Genomic DNA, 18,581 nt, shown 5'->3' on the forward strand with positions numbered 1-18,581 from the left:
GAACACACATGTTTACAGCTACGAACGTGTTGACACCGGAATTTATCGGGCAGCCGCTTGATAAGTTGTGGTCACTGATCTCGCCATTATATATGGTGGACGAGTCTCAATGGCTAGAGCAACTATTGCCACTAGCGACGCCGACAGAGGATGAAAAATCGGCGATCACTACCCAAACGACCCACCTTATCGAAGCCATTCGTGCCGATAAGAAGTCAATCCAGATGATTGATGCTTTATTGCTGGAATACAGCTTAGATACTCAAGAAGGTATCTTGCTGATGTGTCTTGCAGAAGCATTAATGCGCATCCCAGATGCCGCGACAGCAGATTCTTTGATTAAAGATAAGTTGAGTGTCGCAGACTGGAAATCTCACCTGAAAAACTCTGACTCTGTGTTTGTTAACGCATCAACATGGGGCCTTATGCTAACAGGTAAAGTGGTTGGTCTTGGTGAGCAAGGCACCCAGAGCCCAGGTCAGGCTGTAAACCGTCTGGTAAATAAATTCTCTGAGCCCGTGATTCGTAAAGCCATGTATCAGGCAATGAAGATCATGGGTCACCAGTTTGTTCGTGGTCGTACGATCGAAGAAGCGCAGAAGAACGGTCGCCCAATGCGCGACAAAGGTTTCACCTACTCGTTTGATATGTTGGGTGAGGCGGCGTTAACTACAGCGGACGCGAACAAGTACTTCAAAGATTACCTAATGGCGATCGAAGCGGTGGGTCGCGAGACTTACGGTAGCGACACTAGTCCAGCGCCTTCGATTTCCATCAAGCTTTCTGCATTACACCCGCGCTACGAAGTCGCAAATGAAGAACGTGTAATGACAGAGTTGTATGACTCACTAATGCAGCTATTGAAACGTGCAATTGAAGTCGACGTTGCAATCACAATCGATGCAGAAGAAGCGGATCGCCTTGAGCTTTCCCTGAAGCTATTTGAGAAAGTGTACCGTAGCGATCTTGTGAAAGGTTGGGGCAAGTTTGGTTTGGTTATTCAAGCCTACTCAAAACGTGCGCTACCAGTCTTGGTGTGGCTAAATGCACTCGCAAAAGAGCAAGGTGACGTTATTCCTCTGCGTTTGGTTAAAGGCGCGTACTGGGACAGCGAAATCAAGTGGTCTCAACAAGCGGGTTATGCAAACTACCCAGTATACACTCGCAAAGAAGCGACGGACGTTGCATACCTAGCTTGTGCTCGTTTCCTACTTAGCGAAGGTGTTCGCGGTAATATCTACCCACAATTTGCAAGCCACAATGCTCACACAGTTACGGCAATTGCTGTCATGGCGGAGCACAAAGAATACGAGTTCCAGCGCCTGCATGGTATGGGTGATTCACTGTATAACCATGTTATGAAAATGTACGGTCAGCCAGTACGTATTTATGCTCCTGTCGGTAGCCATGCTGATCTTCTTCCGTACTTGGTTCGTCGTCTGCTTGAAAATGGTGCGAACAGCTCGTTTGTACACCGTCTAGTTGATGCGCGTTGTCCGATTTATGAGTTGACCCATCACCCTGTGGATGTGTTGACGGGTTTTGACACGCTACACAACGACAAAATTCCATTGCCTGCCGATATTTTCCCTGAGCGTAAGAACTCATATGGCGTCAACATTGACATCGACAGTGAAGCGAAGCCATTTGAAGCGCAGGTAGAAAGCTTCATGGACAATCAGTGGGTTGCAGGCCCGATGATCAATGGTGAGTGTTTTGCCGAAAGCATGATCAAGGAAAATGCGGCTGAGATCATCACCGCACCGTACGATCGCCGAATTGAAGTCGGCAAAGTGGCATTTGCAACACTTGATCATGTTTCCGCTGCAATTGATGCGGCGCAAACTGCTTTCTCTGATTGGAAAGGTGTTCCTGTTGAGCAAAAAGCGGCTTGTTTAGAAAAGCTTGCTGACTTAATGGAAGAAAATCTGGCTGAGCTGGTGGCGATTTGTCACAAAGAAGCGGGCAAGACGATTCACGATAGTATTGATGAAGTTCGTGAAGCAGTGGATTTCTGTCGTTATTACGCGAAACAAGCGCAAAACCTACAGCCATTTGAGCTAGAAGGTTTTGACGGTGTGAAACGCATTTCTAGCCGTGAAGGTCTTGGTGTGTTTGTGTGTATCAGCCCTTGGAACTTCCCGTTGGCTATCTTCCTTGGTCAGGTAACGGCAGCACTGATTGCAGGTAACACTGTGGTTGCAAAACCTGCTGAGCAAACAAGCTTAATTGCCGCTCGCGCTATTGAACTAATGCTTGATGCTGGCTTCCCTGCAGGTGTGATTCAGTTACTTACTGGTCGCGGCGCTGAGATTGGTCATGCACTGACTTCTCATGATGCTATTGCTGGTGTGGCATTCACTGGCTCAACGGCAACGGCGCAACGCATTAACGTCACGCTCGCGGAGCGCAGCGCGAAACCGGTTCCGTTTATTGCGGAAACAGGTGGTCAAAACGCAATGATTGTGGACAGTACTGCATTGCCAGAGCAGGTGGTGCGTGATGTGATTCGTTCGGCGTTTGCATCTGCTGGTCAGCGTTGTTCTGCCCTTCGTGTTCTATTTGTACAAGAAGATGTAGCAGACCGTATGATCAACCTGATTCAAGGTGCGATGAATGAACTGCATGTTGGTTTACCTTACCTACACAAAACAGATGTTGGTCCGGTTATCGACAGCAATGCAAAACAAAAACTCCTCGCTCACCTTGAGCAAATGAGCAAAACACAGACTAAAGTCGCTCAGCTACAGCTGGATGAGTCGTGCCAGCATGGTGACTTTGTCTCACCAAGTGCGTTTGAAATCTCGGGCATCGATGTGCTGAAAGAAGAACAATTTGGTCCAATCTTGCACATTGTTCGCTTTAAAGCGTCTGAATTACCGAACGTGGTTGCGCAGATCAACAAAACGGGTTTTGGATTGACGATGGGTATCCATAGCCGTAACGAAACCACGTACCGTTGGATTGAGAAACATGCACGAGTAGGTAACTGCTACATCAACCGAGACCAAGTTGGCGCTGTGGTTGGTGTACAGCCGTTTGGTGGTCAAGGCTTGTCGGGTACTGGCCCGAAAGCTGGTGGTCCACACTACCTATTCCGCTTTACTCAACATCTTCTTGCTCAAGCAGAAAACGCATAAGGAGTCGCATTATGGTTCATCAGATCACCTATTTTAAAGATGCATTCTCTGCGTGGGAGCAGTGGAATCTGACTGATTTTGATTACAAATGCGAGCATGTTCTGGCATTTAAATCTGCACTAGAAGGGCAGCAGTCTACCGTTGCCAAAGTGGTTTCTTACCACTTGCAACAAGCATCAGCTCTTCTTGCAGAAACTCACCAGTTAGTTGGCCCTACAGGGGAAACTAACGAACTGTATGCCGCAGGACGCGGTGTGGCTTTGGTGATTTGTGAAAACAACATCGAGCCTGCTGATAATGCGTTATACAGTGCTTTTGCGATGATCACCTGTGCCTTAATTGCAGGCAACAGTGTGGTCGTTTGCAGTGACAATGCAGAGCTAAACCAATTGGTTAAGCAAGCTGTAGCGTTGGCAAACTTCCCATCTAACTTAGTCCAGGTTGTTGCGTACGATGCGTCTGCCCCGTTGCTTGAGAGCGATGTACGTAGTGTGGGTTATGTTGGGCGTTCACAGGTTGAGCATGCGCTCAATCTTCAACTAGCTAAGCGTGACGGTGCAATCGTCGGCTTAGTTTCTGAAACGGATTTAGAGTCACCGAAATTGGCTCATGATCCTCATCTCTCGTTGCGCTTCATTACTGAGCGCACTCGAACGATAAATATTACCGCGGTGGGTGGTAACGCAACTCTACTCGAGTTGGGGAACGAAACTCACTAACCTGACTTGTAATGCCAATCTGGAGTAACTGGACTGAGAGCCGGTCCAGATTGGTTTTTTATACTCTGATGTATTGCTGAGACGGTAAAATATCAGGGCAGGCAAGGAAGGAAATAATTATAACGAGGACTATCTAATGATAGAAAATAGCTTTGCTATCACGTCCACTTTTGTGGCGTATTTACTGATTATGGTTGCTATTGGCGTTTACGCGTATAAGAGGACTTCCAATTCATCTGACTACTTCCTAGGTGGCCGTAGCCTAGGTCCGTGGCCTGCTGCATTATCTGCAGGTGCTTCAGACATGAGTGGTTGGTTGCTGCTAGGCTTGCCTGGCTATGCGTACGCTGCGGGTATCGAGGCCTTCTGGTTAGCCGGCGGTCTACTTCTTGGTACATGGGCAAACTGGCTCATCAGTGCAAAACGCCTCCGTACCTACAGTATCCAAACTGACGCGCTAACGTTGCCAGAGTTCCTGTCACGTCGCTTCAACGATAAGTCGAAACTGATTCAGACAATCTCTGCGTTTTTCATTCTTCTATTTTTCCTTTTCTACACCAGCTCAGGTTTGGTCGCAGGGGGCAAACTGTTTGAGACGGTATTCGGTCTAGATTATACCTACGCTGTTATCATCGGTACGGTGTGTGTCGTTTCTTACACACTATTCGGTGGTTTCCTAGCGGTATCTTGGACTGACTTAGTGCAAGGTCTGCTAATGGCGGCTGCGCTAATGATTGTTCCTATAGCGGTAATGGACGGTGGTTTAGGTCAGCTAAGTTCTGATCTACATGACATCAACCCAGAACTTGCAACGCTATGGAATGACGCGAAAGGCGAACCATTGTCTGCGATTGCCATTATCTCTCTAGCGGCGTGGGGCCTTGGTTACTTTGGTCAGCCACACATCCTAGCGCGTTTTAAAGCGTCTCGTTCAAACAAAGATCTAACGACTGCACGTCGTATCGCAGTGATTTGGACGGCACTATCTATGGTTGGTGCAATGCTTGTTGGTCTTGTTGGTCTGGTTTGGGTTACGGGTCATCCGGGTACTCAACTAGAGGACGGTGAGAAGATCTTCATGCTATTGGTTAACGCAGTATTCCACCCTGTCGTTGCGGGTATGTTGTTAGCAGCAATCCTAGCGGCGGTAATGAGTACCGCTGACTCACAGCTCCTTGTTTCATCTTCAGCGCTTGCAGAAGATTTCTACAAGCAAGTATTCAAGCCAGAAGCGTCTTCTGAAGAAATCGTAATGATTGGTCGTATCGGTGTTATCGTTATTTCGCTTGTTGCGCTATTCCTAGCGATGACGCCTGATAGCTCAGTACTCGGTCTTGTATCTTACGCTTGGGCTGGTTTTGGTGCGGCATTTGGTCCTGCGGTTGTACTTAGCCTTTACTGGAGCGGTATGAACCGTAACGGCGCGTTAGCAGGTATTCTTGTTGGTGGTATCACTATCGTAGTTTGGAAGCAGCTAACTGGCGGTTGGTTTGATGTGTACGAAATCGTACCGGGCATCATCTTCTCTACGCTTGCCATCATTGTGGTAAGTAAAGCAACGGGTGGTGCTGCGCAAGACGTGTTAGACCAACACCAGTCGTTCGAGAAAAAACTGGTTGAACTAGACTAGTAACTTCCCGTATATGAACACAAAGCCCGCTATTTTAGCGGGCTTTGTTTTATCTGAAACTTAATTAACGTTAATGGTGGTAGCTTGAGATCAGAGCTTAGCATTGCTCGGTTAGATTGGAGTGTTAGTCGCGACGAATTTTGGCGTAAATAACGGTGTTACTCAGCTCTCCCGATGTGGTAAGACGTTCGTTTCTGAGCTCTCCTTCGAACTCATAACCACAGCGCTCGGCTACAGCCCGGCTCTTTTGGTTGGTGCTATCAGCATGAATTGCGATTCTCTTGGCGCCCAAGTCATCAAACGCATAGCGCTCAACTTCGAGCACAGCCTCGGCAACATAACCATTGCCAACGGCAGCATTATCTAACCAATAACCTATCTCAAAGGATGGTACGTCGGGATCTCGAATCATCAAGCCGACCGCACCCAGTAAGCGATCGCTTTCCTTTTCAATCATGTAGTAACGCAGCTCTTCTTCGAAGTTTTCAAAGTTTGCGATGGCTTTCTCTGTCCCTTCTATCATCGCTTCTAATGTCAGCACATGAGGCACCCACGGCAGATAGACTTCGAGAGTCTTTTGGCTGCGAACGACAGCTTGATGCGCCTCTTCGGCTCGTTCTAAACAAGCAGGGATGAGTTTGAGACGTTTCGTTTCCATGCCGACTCTCCTATGGGTGAAAAATGAACGGAAAATCATTTAAACAGATGTACTTAGAATGATCTAGTCAACGCCGTCATATTATTCACTTGGTTTGCCAGAGAGAAACTGAGAGAATCGAACCGTTATCAAACCAACTAGGTTCATTATGAAACTTTTAGTAAGAAACTTGGCTCGTCACATGACCGAGCAAGATATCCGCAAATTATTCTCAGCGTACGGCAAAGTAGAACTGTGTTCGCTAGTGCTTGATCAAGACACGGGTTTGTCGAAAGGCTTCGGTTTTGTCATCATGCCGGACGAAGCAGAAGCCATTTCTGCTCTTGAAGCACTGAATTTGACGAACGTAGAAAAAAGCAAAATTCGCGTGAAAGTCGCACAAGACTAACACAGAGAAAAGCCAGCGTTATTGCTGGCTTTTTTGTCTTTCTATTTAGAGACCAAATTGGCAACATTCTAGAATGTCTTCTCTTTTCGTTTTAGCGAGATTGATCATCAATTCTCTCTTCAAGTTGTTTCATTAAATCCTTTAACTGTAGAGAATCGAAATTGTCTGAATTCGGCACTTGGTAAGCGTCGTTGACTGTGTAGAGCATCAAACTTTTGCTAGAGAAGAACTCTTTCTGTATTTGGACTTTGACAATGTCATCAAGAGGTAGACGGAAGTAAACCGTTGAGCCCTGGCGGTACTTCAAGGTGTTGGTGCTTGCATCGATATCTAGCGTTTTAGGATTGAACGCGCGGCGCGTGAAGTACGTTGAGAGCAGTTTCAATCCTATTATTGTGAGTGCTACGAGTCCAAACTCGACGATCTTGTCTGCTAGGCAGGAAAAATAGAACAGCGACAACAATACAGTTCCTAGCAAGAAAGGGTTGTTCTTGGGCAGATTTTGTGAAGTTTCATGGATGATCATCCGACATATCCCTCTTCTATACGCGGTAAACTCACCGCACCAAGTAACTCCTCAGTGTTTCGCAAGGTAATAGCGTACGCCACGCCTTGATGCTGCTGATACATCGGATCGTGCCTATCTATCCATGCTTGCGCCATCGGTCGCTCATAAGGATGAGGGATGTTTGCTGTCATGTCGGCAATTCGCTTATCTCCAGCGAGTAAAGCCACTTGTTGGCAGTCATCGATATTGAATGGCCGGAGGATGAGTCTTTCGGTAGTGAGAATCGGTTGTATCGTCATGCATTTCTTCCTTGATGAGACGGCTATAGCTGCTAGCAACTGGTTTGCGGGGTAAATCGAGATAACAAGGCGTCTCGAAAGCTCGATCTAGCCAGGCGTGTAGTTGTCATGCGCCTTACTAAATAATAAGCCCGAACAATTGCTTATGTGTAATGTGTCGTATTATTACACACATAAGCACGTTTGCTCATATTGATGGTACAAAAGTTGAGGTCTGACCAATGTCTCAGTTTTTTGATACTTTCGTTCAATTTTTTGAAGATAGGGCACAAAAAATTAAAGGAGCTTTTTAATTGTGGAATTATTTTGAACAAAATATGTCAATTGTCAGTAGGACGAAAAAGTAGGGAGAAGAGAAATGCCGGATATATATTGCGCAGCTTGTAGAAAATCAACGCAACATAAAGTGATTATGAAGCGTTGCGAGCCTCAGTCTGTTGAGTCGTTAACAGGCAAAATGGTGAGTTTTACACAGCTGATGGCGAAATTTGTATCAGGTGAACATTATTACGAGATGGAGCCTCAATACTACTGCCGTTGTTGTAATCATCGTGCAATTGGAGAGGTTGTTCCACATCCTACACGGCATACATCGGCCGCACTCTAATTCTGAGTGATAGCCATGATTAATGGCTAATTAGGGGGGCGTTGCCCGAACGACAGATCTATACAGGCGTATCATGCGCTTTCAAATTTGCGACTCCGCGGGAGCCGCTAGGTTGCTTTTTCTCTTCATATCACGGTTACTAAGTGAGCGGCAATAATCATAGCTCTTTCCCTCCTTCGTTGTTTTCTGGTTATTCTCTGCTGAATTTCACATGCTGTGCATTTGATGGTTTGCAATTGTTTGAGCAACGATTAATGTGATGCTTTCTAAGTGGTTACAAGGAAGTGGGTTAATGAGTTATCAATTGGACCGGATTGATTTACATATTTTGAGAGTGCTTCATTCGAGAGGCAGAATTCCAGTTGTAGAACTAGCAAAGCTGATTAACTTAACGACTTCTCCATGTTCTGACCGTGTAAAGCGGCTAGAAAAAGAAGGGTATATCAATGGTTACCATGCAGAGTTGAATGCGGAAAAGTTGGGGCTGGATGTGCAAGTATTCATCCATATTCGTTTAGACCAAACCAGTTTTTCTATTTTTGAAAAGTTTGCGAAAGCGGTGGAATTGATGCCTGAAATTGAAGAGTGCTACTCGCTCTCTGGAGATTTCGATACCATGATAAAAGTTCGTGTTAAGAGCATGAAAGCGTATCAGGAGTTTATGTCGAGTAAGTTAGGCACGCTTCCGGGCGTGATTCAAACTCGTAGTGAAGTGGTCATAGAAGAACATAAAACGGGATTTGGTGTTAATCCCGAGCTCCTTGGTTAGGCGAGGCATGTGTTGAGCCTCCTTATTTAGCGTGGCTTGGTATATTACTTTTTCACGATTAAAAAAGGAGCCGAAGCTCCTTTTTTAATAAATCGGTGAGCGATTATGCCCCGATAAAGGTGCTGATAACGCCAATTAAACCACCAAAAACACCGCCCCAAACGACTAGCCAGCCAAGGTGTTGTTTGATCATCTTTTGCACCATTTCTTTAACTAATGCCGGTGTTAATTCGCTTAAACGTTGATCGATGATACCTTCAATGTTCTGCTTTATCTCATCCATCATTGCAGGAGATTCGAATTGCTCTTTCAGTGCTTCTTTGATGTTATCGCTCTTGCTCAACTCAATGATGGATTCTTGCATCTTTTCGACGAAAGGTTGGCGCATGGGTTGTAGCGCTTCCGAGCCGCCAAACATCGCTAGCATGCCACCAAACTGAGAGCCTTCAATTACTTCCACTAGGGAATCAAATGCTGGATTTAAATCTACTTTCTCAATTACTGGTTGAAGATCGATGTTCACACCGCCCGCCATTTCTTTATTCAAGAATCGGTCAATGTTCGCTTCAGTAAAAAACTGTTCCATCATTAAGTTTTTGATAGCCAGTTTAAACTCTTCAAATCGCGCGGGGATCACGCCAGAACCGTATAATCCAGGCACTTTCTCAAACAGCATATGGATGGCAAGCCAGTTGGTGATGGCGCCTGAGAACGCAAACAGCCCTGCATACCAAAGATAGTCGTTTTGTAATTGATGACCTCCAGCCATCAAAGCGATAGCGAGGACATTCGTTAGCAAACTTTTGTTCATAGTGACCAGTTATATATGAATATCGGAAAGAATAAGTGGGCCTGATTCTATACCTAAGTCACATTAAGATGCTAGGTTTTGCCGTGATGAGTAGTCTTGTAGAGAAGGGACAAAAAATGAATGTTCAGAAAAACAAAACCCGACAATCATTGTCGGGCCACTGCTTTTTCTTAGAAAAACTAAGATTCTATTTTTAATTTTAGATGCGGTAGATCTTACAACAAAGTTGGCATTTCCATCTTTCTGAGTAGCCAAATAGCTTGTCAGCCCAACTTGGTTTGAGTTGTACGATCTGCATTGAACCACATTTACACATAAGCTAATTACCTTATTGTTAATATAATAACTAAGCCATCTATTGAGTATAGCTGTTTCTCAAAAAGTGAAATGACAAATGAAGACGGCTCAATACTCTGTATTGTGTTCATTGCAATGGATACGCAACGAGGCGGTATATTAGCAGAAAAAGTGTGAGCTTTATCATGGAGAGTGTTTCATATATGAGAAACCACAATGGCTATATGAGCGTCTAGCCATGGATTAAAATAAAAAACGGCGCTTAAAGCGCCGTTTTTATTGAGCTTATCACTAGTTAAGAAGCGTGTTGATTGTCTAGTTCTTCAGCGATAAATCCGCCAGTTTGATGCGCCCAAAGCTGGGCGTAAATGCCGTTATTCGCAATGAGTTCTTGATGAGAACCTTGTTCAACGATGCTGCCTTTATCTAGCACGATGAGGCGATCCATTTGTGCGATGGTCGATAATCGGTGAGCGATAGCAATAACCGTTTTCCCTTGCATTAATTCATTCAAGCTTTCCTGAATCGCTGCTTCGACTTCTGAATCCAGAGCCGATGTTGCTTCATCCAATACCAGCAATGGTGCATCTTTGAGTAGCACACGAGATATTGCGATACGCTGACGTTGGCCGCCAGACAGTTTCACACCACGTTCACCAACTTGCGCATCGTATCCGACATTACCAAATGGGTCGGTCAGAGTTTCGATAAACTCATGGGCATGCGCTTGCTTAGTGGCTTTCAGCAAATCTTCTTCTGTCGCATCTGGATTGCCATACAAAATATTGTCTCGAATTGAACGGTGTAACAGAGAAGTATCTTGGGTCACCATACCGATCTTTGAACGCAAAGAGTCTTGTGTGACTTCTGAGATGTTCTGTCCATCGATCTTAATGCTGCCGTCTTCGACATCGTGGAAGCGAAGTAACAAGTTCACCAAAGTCGATTTTCCGGCGCCGGAGCGCCCGACCAAGCCTACTTTCTCTCCTGGTTTGATGTTGAGGTCGAGATGGCTAATCACGCCTTTGTTCTCACCGTAATGGAAGCTGACGTTATCAAAGTGAATGCCTCCTTCAGTGACAACCAAGTCTTTTGCACCTGGTTTATCTTTAATATCAATAGGCTTAGAGAGCGTTTTCATTCCATCGACAACGGTTCCCATGTTTTCAAAGAGGGCGCCAACTTCCCACATTATCCACATAGACATACCGTTTACGCGCAATGCAAGACTAACAGCAATCGCAATCGCGCCAACGCTAATGGCACTATCCAACCACAGGTAAATCGATAAAGCAGCAACGGAAAATACCAAAATATAGTTTGAGATCTCTACAGCGACGTCGAAGCCGGTCACTAGGCGCATTTGACGATAGACCGTATTCAAAAATCCTTTCATGCCTTGCTCGGCATATTGGGTTTCGCGCTGGCTATGAGAAAACAGTTTGACGGTTTGAATATTGGTATAACTGTCTACGATGCGCCCTGTCATTGTCGAACGTGCATCGGCCTGCGCTGAAGCGACGTCTTTGAGCTTAGGGACAAAATAGATTTGGATAGCGATGTAAGCGAGCAGCCAGACGATCATTGGGATCATCAAACGCCAGTCTGCCGTCGCTAACATAATGATCATGCTGGTGAAGTAAACCGTAACGTAAACAAACACATCCATAGCTTTCATTACGGTTTCGCGCACAGCTAATGAGGTTTGCATGACTTTCGTTGCGACTCGGCCTGCAAAATCATCTTGATAGAAGTTCAAGCTTTGATTGAGCAAATACCGGTGTGCAAGCCAGCGGATAGACATTGGGTAGTTGCCCAATAACGTTTGATGAACGAGCAACGAGTACAAGATCACCAATATAGGCATGACAACCAGCAATAAGGCTCCGTAGAAAATCAAATCCGATTTGTTGTCTTGTAAGAACGTTTCTGGATTGCTGGTAGACAACCAATCAACCAATTGTCCCATGGCGCCAAACAACATTACCTCAACAACAGCCACAATTGTGGCCATCAAAGACATGATGATCAAAGGCTTTTCATAACCACGAGTGTAATAACGCAGAAAAGCGAACATCCCTGAAGGAGGCTGATCCGGCGTAGATTTGGGGAACGGCTCTGTAAAGCCTTCAAATCGTTTAAACATAACTCATCCTAAAGTTAAAACAGTGCCATTTGGGGTGGCTAAATCCATCGATTCACGCTGCTTTGGACGAAACCGCGTGTATGAGAGTTTCTTGCCTGCTCCTCGATAAAGCAGACCGATTGACGAGAGGGGCGAAAAAATAGTCTAACCGATTGTGTCTTAAATGTAACTAGTTGGTTATGAGTGTGATTGTCTATGGTTCTGATTCTTATGATGAATTCTTATCATGTTCATCACGGTGCAATAAAAGCTTAAACCTGCAAGGTGACAATAAAATTTAGGGAAAAATGAACTTAATGCAGCAAAAATTACTTTTGGGCAATTAAATTAATTGTCAAAACAGCAAAACTGAAGTTAACAATAAATTTACAATCTCCTCATTCTAGTGATAAGGAATGTATTGGATGCTATTACACGAATCAGTGACCCAATTTGCTAATGGGAAAGAAGAAAGCACGCAAAGTGCTCAGCGCCAAACCGCAAACTGCGTAGTGATGGTGCCACCGAAAGAGTTTCGTTTTAATGAAGAAACCGCACAAGATAATGAGTTCCAACATAAAGTGTCACTCAGCCAAGAAGAAGTCTCACGTCGAGTAATGGCCGAGTTCGCGAGTATGGTTGCAACGCTGCGTCAAGAGGGCGTTCAAGTTGTTGAGTTTGATTATCCAACTTCAGATGTTGCAACGCCAGACGCGGTATTTCCAAACAATTGGTTTAGCACTACGCCAGATGGCACGTTGTACACCTTTCCAATGGCCTGTGAAAACCGTCAAAAAGAAGTACGTCCCGATGCGCTTGTGGCAGCACTAGCGCAAGCAGGGCGAGAAGTTCATCGACGCAGCAGTCTAACTGAATATCTTGATGAGCAAGCGTATTTAGAAAGCACGGGTGTGATGGTGTTTGACCACCTAAATAAAACGGTCTACGCCGCACTCTCACAACGTTGTGATCGTCTGGTTTTAGAAGATTACGCCGATCGTATTGGCTATGAACGAGTGATTTCTTTCCAAACTCGTTTGCCGTCTGGTGCGCCGATTTATCACACCAATGTGATGATGGCGGTTGGCGAACAGTTTTGCGTGATTTGTGACGAAGTGATCCCAGAATTTGAGCGTCGTTTTGTAATGAAGTCACTCGCCAAAGACAAGCAAGTCATCTCAATTTCGCTTGATCAGATGAACCAGTTCTGCGGTAACATTCTGCAACTGGAAACGATCAACGGCGACAAGGTGATTGCGATGTCGCAATCGGCGTACGATGCATTCTCACCAGCACAAAGAAACCAATTGGCAACGCACGGTAAATTGCTGCCATTCGACGTTTCTACCATAGAATCTATTGGTGGTGGTTCGGTTCGTTGCATGTTGGGTGAAGTGTTCTTACCGAATCGTAAAGCTGTGCTTTAATAAACTGCACATTTCTTTTCAGCCGCAGTGAAAGGCTGACGAAGCGTTCTCTTCAAGGGTTTTTAGCCGTTAGCTCTGTGGCAGTACAGACTAACGGCTTTTTTGCGCTTTTTAGTTTTCTGACGATTTGCGTAGGTGACGCTTGGTTTAAGCGCCTAAAGTAGGATGGTTCACCTAGCAGATTGTGGTAAAGTCCGCGCCTGCGTTTTACCGCATCTTCATTATTTTTATTGCTTCTTCAACCCAAAGTACAAGGTTTTCGTTAATGCCATTTTCTACTCTCTCATTGAGTTCTGAGCTGATTCACGCACTGCCAAAAGACTTCAAGAAACCGACCGATATTCAAGCGTTGGCCATTCCTGAGCTGTTGGCTGGTCAAGATCTATTGGCTTTGGCAAATACAGGCAGCGGCAAAACCCTGGCTTATGGTTTGCCTTTGTTGGAAAAGCTGGGTGTCAATCCAGAGCAAAAAGCGCTGATTCTTGTGCCAACTCGTGAGCTGGCAATGCAAGTGAGTGAAGCAATTAACCAAGTTGGTCAAGTTCTTGAACTCAACGCAGTGTGTTTGTGTGGCGGCGTTGATAAAGAGCAACAGCAGCAGGCGCTAGCGACAAATCCTCATATCCTTGTCGCGACGACAGGTCGTTTGGTTGATCTGGCAAACAACGGTTTAGACTTAAGCAATATCCATTACCTAGTGTTGGATGAGGCGGATCGTCTGTTGGATATGGGCTTTTGGCCTGACGTGCAAAATATTGCGGGGCAGATTTCAAACCAGCGTCAAACCGCAATGTTCTCGGCAACGTTTTCAGATGAGTTGAAGGGTAAAGCGAAGCTGCTTATGCAGGCACCAAAGCAAGTTGCAGCGCATCAAGAAAACAGCACCAACCAAGATATTGCTGAAACGCTGTACCTCGTCAACAAAGGCAGTAAAACCAAGGCATTGATTGAACTGATTCAAAAAAACGCGTGGACTAAGGCATTAGTCTTTATTGGTGCGAAAGAGAACGCCGATGGCTTAGCGAAGAAGCTGAATAAAGCGGGCATCTCAACCAATGCGCTGCATGGCAATAAGAGTCAAGATGAGCGAGAAGAAGCACTGGCGCAGTTTAAATCTGGGCAAATTCAGGTGTTGATTGCCACCGATCTACTAGCGCGTGGCATTCACATTGAGCAATTACCTGTAGTGATCAACTTTGAACTGCCAATGCATGCAGAAACTTACGTTCACCGAGTAGGACGTACCGCTCGCGCAGGCGAACAAGGCGTGGCGGTGTCATTGGTTTGTCATGGTGAAATGGACGCACTAAACGCGATTCGTCACCTGACTCAACGTGCATTGCTAGTGCAAGATCTGGTTGGTTTTCCAGTAACGGATAAGCCATCAACTGGCGAGAGCAAACGCGCGCCACGCGATAAAAAAGCCAACCGCCGAACTCATGCTAAGAAGAGCATTAAGCAGTTTCAAGGTAAGTCGAAACGCCCAGCCCCGAGTGCGAAGTAAACCAAAAAAACACGCTCTGGCGGCATAGTTGGTTCAGAGCGTGGCTTAAAATTTTACTTTGGGGTGTTAACTCACAGTTGGGCCAACCAAGCGCATTTCCCAATCTTCAACTTCGCCAGTTTCTAGGCGGCGCTCGACCAACTTGCCCCAAGACTCGACTAACGGCAGCTCAGACAGCTGAGTGAGTTCTTTTCTATCTAAACAGCCAGTGAAAACCGCGCCCATGATGCGAGCCAGTGGCCATTCTGGATAAGGTCTTTCGCACAGAATAATCTCGTCGCCTGCACCGATATCGCCTTCTTCCAACACTCGGAAATACCAGCCTGTTCGAAGCGTATCTTGCAGTCTTCTCGCCATATCGTGTTGGTCAAAGCGTACGTTAAGTTTCCAACAAGGCATGCGACCTTGCGACACTTCCAGTAGTGTTGAGCCGATGCGAATTTTATCTTTCAAGCAAATCGTGGATTCGGTTACGCCTTCGGAGCTGATGTTTTCGCCAAAGCCGCCGGCGGATTGGAAAATGGTTCTTTCGCCTAATTCTTGTTGCCAGATTGGGTAGTGCTCGCTTGGGTAAATATGAAGCGCTTTTTGAATGCCACCATGAAAGCGTGGATCACCTTGCTCATCACTGATAAAACCGAGCTCTGTTGCATGCTGGCGCTCAGGCAGCACTTGTTTGTTGATTGCGCTTTGCGCACCATGAGCATAAGGGACGGTTTTCCCTGCTAGCACAGCTTTTACGACGCCGATTTTCTTCATGTAACCTCCTTATTATTTGAATGAGAGATAAAGTGTTTACCTTCATTCGCGATGCGGAGCATGATAGCCTAGTAAACTTGTGTCGGTGTAGGGGTGAAAAGACAACTAACAATGCTAACTCGCCAAATTGATTCGAAGTCAGGCGTCGTCACCTCCAATGAGATGATGGCCGCGAATTCCCATTCTCCTGTTTTAGTGAAAACCATCGACATGCCAAAAGGTTACATTGATGCGCTGCATCAACACACTTGGCATCAAATCATCTTTCCTATCAAAGGGTTATTGCAAACACAAACGGAGCATTATCAGCATTTGGTTCCGCACACTTCTGCGTTATTTGTTCCTGCGGGTGTTCAACACGAGTCGATTGCTCTAAGCAATACGATATTTGTTGGTATTTACCTCAACCCTGAGTTTGGCGCAACGTACGAGCCACAAGTGAGAACCATTGCTTTAACGCCGTTTTTAAATGAGCTTTTACAAGAGATCCGCAGACAGTGTGAAGGTGAGACAAGCCACGAAGAAGTGCTGCATTTGCTGGCGGTGTTGCATGATCAAATTTTGAAAAGCAACGTGCAGACATTTCAGTTATTGCTGCCACAAGACAGACGACTAAAACTGATTTTCGAGCAATTGACTGACGAGCCCGCGTTAAGCTGTTCGCTAAAAGAGTGGGGGGAGAAAATTGGGGCGTCTGAGCGTACTTTATCACGGCTGTTCGCCAAGGAATTCAACACTTCATTTCTACTTTGGCGGCAACAAATTCGGCTAATTTACTCGCTTTCTTTGTTAGATGAATCGTTGCCAATCCAAGCCATTGCAGACCTAGTGGGTTATCAAAACGACTCATCCTACATCAAAGCATTTAAAGCCTATTTTGATATGACGCCACAACAGTTTAGAGTGAACGGCGCATCGCGCAGGTAGAAATACAGAGTTTCGACTTCACTTAATGCTTTTGAGTAGAAGTTACGAAACTTCCTTTTTGAATTTCAATTACATGGTATGAATAACAATGGCACCAACGATAAATACTCGAGTGAATCAATTCTGTTTTGGTCAACCCAAAACGTCGCTGTCGTTGGAAAAAGAGCCCCTCAAACCGCTTGCTCAGGGCAAGGTTCGGGTGCGACTGGAAGCCACCAATATTAACCCAAGTGACTTGCTTTCCATTCATGGTGTTGGGCAATACCGCCGCGTTCACGTACCACCTCGCGTGCCGGGATTTGAAGCGGTTGGGCGTGTGGTGGAAGTCAGTGCAGTTGATCAAACTGACCTTCAAGTTGGGCAAAAGGTGTTGGTGGCGATGAGTGGGACTTGGCAATACTACATAGATGCCTCGCCTGAGAATCTTTTTCCGCTACCTGAGAGTTTGGAGAACGGCTATGCCTGTCAGTTGTACATCAACGCGTTAACCGCGTGGGTGATCACCACTAAAGTAGCTAAGTTGAACAAAGACGATGTGGTGATCATCAATGCAGCAGGGTCAGCGATCGGTAAGATATTTGCCCAGCTCGCCCATTCACTGGGTTTTGCACTGATTGCTGTGACCTCAAAGCGAGACGAGTATCCGTACGATACCATTCCAGTGTTGGACGCGAAGAAAAACTTACAAGCGCAGCTGCAAACGCGCCAACTGCCACAACCAACGGTCGCTTTGGATGCGATAGGCGGTGAGGCTGGCACGGATCTCATTCGTACCTTGAAAGAAAACGGCCAATACATCAACTACGGAACATTGTCGTTAACGCCTTATACGCCTGAGTTTTTTGAATCGATGAAGGCCAACAACATCGACTTTAGTACATTCTTTTTGCGGTATTGGGAAGAATCGGTAGGTAAAGGCGGGAGAAAGACGGTGTTCGCTGAAATGTTAGAACATTTTATTAGCAGCGACATAAAGTTAAACGTTGCATATGATCTGTCGTTAGAGGACTTTCAAACAGCGATTGAAATGGTTGAGCGACGCTCGTCAGCAGTGTCAGGTAAAATCATTTTGACGCTATGATTTACAGTGAGTCTGTTGAGAAAAGGGAGGATAAAATCCTCCCTTTTTTATGGGTTTATTTGTAATGATAGGGCTATTTTAGATGGAAGATTTGCTCTGTTTCGAGCGATGTCATCGCACGTACTTGACGCCAAATGTAATAAAAAATACCAAACATCATCAACATACTTGGGATGGCAATCATTGGGTAACTGTACAGCGTCATTTTTCCTAACTCTTCGTTAAAGGCAGCAGTACCAGAAGGGCTAGTCACAATCCAAGTCGCAAGGAAGTAGTTCATTGCAGATGAGAACGCAAAAGTACTTGCAAACAGGTAGTTAGAAGACATAAGGCAACGTTCGAACGCATCGGTTTTACCATTTTCTTTTAAACGTTGGTTAATCAACGCGAGATTCAACACTGTGTCATTCAGTACTAACTTCTGCATCAGTGGGTAGCGGGTAAACGTTGACCCCAAAACCGCTAAACCGATCAGGCCAGGAATCAGGGCTTCTTTTAGTGCTAACCAGCGTGTATCAAGCTCTAACAAGCCGATGCCACCAGTTAGTAGAACACTGATAAAGCCCAGAGCAGAAATAAAGTTAAATTTCTTGTTACGGACAAGGTCCATACCGCCATAAATGATAGGAAATAGCAAAGCGACAACCAGCGCCATTGCTGTCCCTAGATGCTCATCGCCACTAAACTTCATCAAAATGAAGGAAGGGATAAATACGTTGAAAAGGATTTCAAATAAGGGATTCGGCTTTTTCGCCGTCGTGTTACTCATAATGTTTTACTGACTCTACTCTATGTCGGCTGTTATTGTACTTTGACAAGAAGTGTTCATCTAGTCGCGCTTGATGTAAAGCGTTAAAGCGTCGAGTTGTGTAACGACTTATGAAATAGACCGGAGCATAGCCAGTTAGTTTACATGGTTGACTACTTTTTGT

At 45.5% G+C, this 18,581-nt stretch carries 16 protein-coding genes and 1 pseudogene; 10 read left to right on the top strand and 7 right to left on the bottom strand.

What is annotated here, in order from left to right:
- Positions 1 to 8 precede the first annotated feature (8 nt).
- The 3 genes from putA to putP all read left to right on the top strand — a co-directional run bounded on the left by putA (position 9) and on the right by putP (position 5,489).
- The gene (putA, locus tag R8269_RS06800) at positions 9 to 3,140 is read left to right on the top strand and encodes a bifunctional proline dehydrogenase/L-glutamate gamma-semialdehyde dehydrogenase PutA (RefSeq protein WP_170897392.1); all 3,132 of its coding nucleotides are present in this window, start codon (positions 9 to 11) and stop codon (positions 3,138 to 3,140) included.
- A gap of 11 nt (positions 3,141 to 3,151) precedes the next feature.
- Entirely contained in the window at positions 3,152 to 3,859 is a 708-nt protein-coding gene (locus tag R8269_RS06805) for a 1-pyrroline-5-carboxylate dehydrogenase (RefSeq protein ID WP_005383557.1), read from the top strand.
- 136 nt (positions 3,860 to 3,995) lie between these two features.
- Entirely contained in the window at positions 3,996 to 5,489 is a 1,494-nt protein-coding gene (gene putP, locus R8269_RS06810) for a sodium/proline symporter PutP (RefSeq protein WP_005374582.1), read from the top strand.
- A 124-nt stretch (positions 5,490 to 5,613) separates the two neighbouring features.
- On the opposite strand, the gene R8269_RS06815 is transcribed toward putP, so the two are convergent.
- Entirely contained in the window at positions 5,614 to 6,147 is a 534-nt protein-coding gene (locus R8269_RS06815) for a GNAT family N-acetyltransferase (protein ID WP_042522265.1), read from the bottom strand.
- Between the two features lie 148 nt (positions 6,148 to 6,295).
- Here R8269_RS06815 and R8269_RS06820 point away from each other — a divergent pair, with 148 nt between their 5' ends.
- On the top strand, positions 6,296 to 6,535 hold the full coding sequence (locus R8269_RS06820) for an RNA recognition motif domain-containing protein (RefSeq protein WP_005374587.1): 240 nt from the start codon (positions 6,296 to 6,298) through the stop codon (positions 6,533 to 6,535).
- A 91-nt stretch (positions 6,536 to 6,626) separates the two neighbouring features.
- Here the strand turns inward: R8269_RS06820 and R8269_RS06825 are convergent, their stop codons facing one another.
- Both R8269_RS06825 and R8269_RS06830 read right to left on the bottom strand, forming a co-directional pair.
- On the bottom strand, positions 6,627 to 7,061 hold the full coding sequence (locus tag R8269_RS06825; protein ID WP_215810126.1) for a hypothetical protein: 435 nt from the start codon (positions 7,059 to 7,061) through the stop codon (positions 6,627 to 6,629).
- Positions 7,062 to 7,066: 5 nt separating this feature from the next.
- Positions 7,067 to 7,342 (bottom strand): annotated as a pseudogene (locus R8269_RS06830) (GNAT family N-acetyltransferase); the annotation flags it as partial.
- Positions 7,343 to 7,700: 358 nt separating this feature from the next.
- On the opposite strand from R8269_RS06830, the gene R8269_RS06835 reads away from it, so the two are divergent.
- Together R8269_RS06835 and R8269_RS06840 are read left to right on the top strand one after the other, a co-directional pair.
- Entirely contained in the window at positions 7,701 to 7,949 is a 249-nt protein-coding gene (locus R8269_RS06835; protein WP_130545664.1) for a hypothetical protein, read from the top strand.
- Between the two features lie 292 nt (positions 7,950 to 8,241).
- Positions 8,242 to 8,718: an Lrp/AsnC family transcriptional regulator gene (locus tag R8269_RS06840; protein WP_005374595.1), complete on the top strand. Its 477-nt coding sequence runs from the start codon at positions 8,242 to 8,244 to the stop codon at positions 8,716 to 8,718.
- 103 nt (positions 8,719 to 8,821) lie between these two features.
- On the opposite strand, the gene R8269_RS06845 is transcribed toward R8269_RS06840, so the two are convergent.
- A complete protein-coding gene (locus tag R8269_RS06845; protein WP_005383549.1) occupies positions 8,822 to 9,529 on the bottom strand; it encodes a DUF445 domain-containing protein in 708 nt (235 codons plus the stop codon).
- Positions 9,530 to 10,121: 592 nt separating this feature from the next.
- On the bottom strand, positions 10,122 to 11,972 hold the full coding sequence (locus R8269_RS06850; protein WP_005374597.1) for an ABC transporter ATP-binding protein: 1,851 nt from the start codon (positions 11,970 to 11,972) through the stop codon (positions 10,122 to 10,124).
- 404 nt (positions 11,973 to 12,376) lie between these two features.
- Here R8269_RS06850 and R8269_RS06855 point away from each other — a divergent pair, with 404 nt between their 5' ends.
- Both R8269_RS06855 and R8269_RS06860 read left to right on the top strand, forming a co-directional pair.
- Entirely contained in the window at positions 12,377 to 13,378 is a 1,002-nt protein-coding gene (locus R8269_RS06855) for an arginine deiminase-related protein (RefSeq protein WP_005374598.1), read from the top strand.
- A gap of 265 nt (positions 13,379 to 13,643) precedes the next feature.
- Complete coding sequence (locus tag R8269_RS06860) at positions 13,644 to 14,882, top strand: DEAD/DEAH box helicase (RefSeq protein ID WP_213965799.1); 1,239 nt, start codon at positions 13,644 to 13,646, stop codon at positions 14,880 to 14,882.
- Between the two features lie 66 nt (positions 14,883 to 14,948).
- Here R8269_RS06860 and R8269_RS06865 read toward each other — a convergent pair whose 3' ends face one another.
- Positions 14,949 to 15,641, bottom strand: coding sequence for an MOSC domain-containing protein (locus R8269_RS06865; protein WP_213965798.1), 693 nt, complete (start codon positions 15,639 to 15,641; stop codon positions 14,949 to 14,951).
- A gap of 111 nt (positions 15,642 to 15,752) precedes the next feature.
- Between R8269_RS06865 and R8269_RS06870 the strand changes: the two genes are divergently transcribed.
- Together R8269_RS06870 and R8269_RS06875 are read left to right on the top strand one after the other, a co-directional pair.
- Entirely contained in the window at positions 15,753 to 16,568 is an 816-nt protein-coding gene (locus tag R8269_RS06870) for an AraC family transcriptional regulator (protein WP_213965803.1), read from the top strand.
- A gap of 88 nt (positions 16,569 to 16,656) precedes the next feature.
- Entirely contained in the window at positions 16,657 to 17,649 is a 993-nt protein-coding gene (locus tag R8269_RS06875; protein WP_213964021.1) for a zinc-dependent alcohol dehydrogenase family protein, read from the top strand.
- Between the two features lie 73 nt (positions 17,650 to 17,722).
- Here the strand turns inward: R8269_RS06875 and R8269_RS06880 are convergent, their stop codons facing one another.
- A complete protein-coding gene (locus R8269_RS06880) occupies positions 17,723 to 18,418 on the bottom strand; it encodes a VC0807 family protein (protein WP_005383527.1) in 696 nt (231 codons plus the stop codon).
- Positions 18,419 to 18,581 lie beyond the last annotated feature (163 nt).

This window comes from Vibrio sp. Vb0667, from assembly GCF_033391095.1.

What these genes read in the sequence shown, in the direction of transcription:
- putA (WP_170897392.1), top strand. Translation starts at nt 9, where the DNA reads ATGTTTACAGCTACGAACGTGTTGACACCGGAATTTATCGGGCAGCCG.
- R8269_RS06805 (WP_005383557.1), top strand. Translation starts at nt 3,152, where the DNA reads ATGGTTCATCAGATCACCTATTTTAAAGATGCATTCTCTGCGTGGGAG.
- putP (WP_005374582.1), top strand. Translation starts at nt 3,996, where the DNA reads ATGATAGAAAATAGCTTTGCTATCACGTCCACTTTTGTGGCGTATTTA.
- R8269_RS06815 (WP_042522265.1), bottom strand. Translation starts at nt 6,147, where the DNA reads ATGGAAACGAAACGTCTCAAACTCATCCCTGCTTGTTTAGAACGAGCC.
- R8269_RS06820 (WP_005374587.1), top strand. Translation starts at nt 6,296, where the DNA reads ATGAAACTTTTAGTAAGAAACTTGGCTCGTCACATGACCGAGCAAGAT.
- R8269_RS06825 (WP_215810126.1), bottom strand. Translation starts at nt 7,061, where the DNA reads ATGATCATCCATGAAACTTCACAAAATCTGCCCAAGAACAACCCTTTC.
- R8269_RS06835 (WP_130545664.1), top strand. Translation starts at nt 7,701, where the DNA reads ATGCCGGATATATATTGCGCAGCTTGTAGAAAATCAACGCAACATAAA.
- R8269_RS06840 (WP_005374595.1), top strand. Translation starts at nt 8,242, where the DNA reads ATGAGTTATCAATTGGACCGGATTGATTTACATATTTTGAGAGTGCTT.
- R8269_RS06845 (WP_005383549.1), bottom strand. Translation starts at nt 9,529, where the DNA reads ATGAACAAAAGTTTGCTAACGAATGTCCTCGCTATCGCTTTGATGGCT.
- R8269_RS06850 (WP_005374597.1), bottom strand. Translation starts at nt 11,972, where the DNA reads ATGTTTAAACGATTTGAAGGCTTTACAGAGCCGTTCCCCAAATCTACG.
- R8269_RS06855 (WP_005374598.1), top strand. Translation starts at nt 12,377, where the DNA reads ATGCTATTACACGAATCAGTGACCCAATTTGCTAATGGGAAAGAAGAA.
- R8269_RS06860 (WP_213965799.1), top strand. Translation starts at nt 13,644, where the DNA reads ATGCCATTTTCTACTCTCTCATTGAGTTCTGAGCTGATTCACGCACTG.
- R8269_RS06865 (WP_213965798.1), bottom strand. Translation starts at nt 15,641, where the DNA reads ATGAAGAAAATCGGCGTCGTAAAAGCTGTGCTAGCAGGGAAAACCGTC.
- R8269_RS06870 (WP_213965803.1), top strand. Translation starts at nt 15,753, where the DNA reads ATGCTAACTCGCCAAATTGATTCGAAGTCAGGCGTCGTCACCTCCAAT.
- R8269_RS06875 (WP_213964021.1), top strand. Translation starts at nt 16,657, where the DNA reads ATGGCACCAACGATAAATACTCGAGTGAATCAATTCTGTTTTGGTCAA.
- R8269_RS06880 (WP_005383527.1), bottom strand. Translation starts at nt 18,418, where the DNA reads ATGAGTAACACGACGGCGAAAAAGCCGAATCCCTTATTTGAAATCCTT.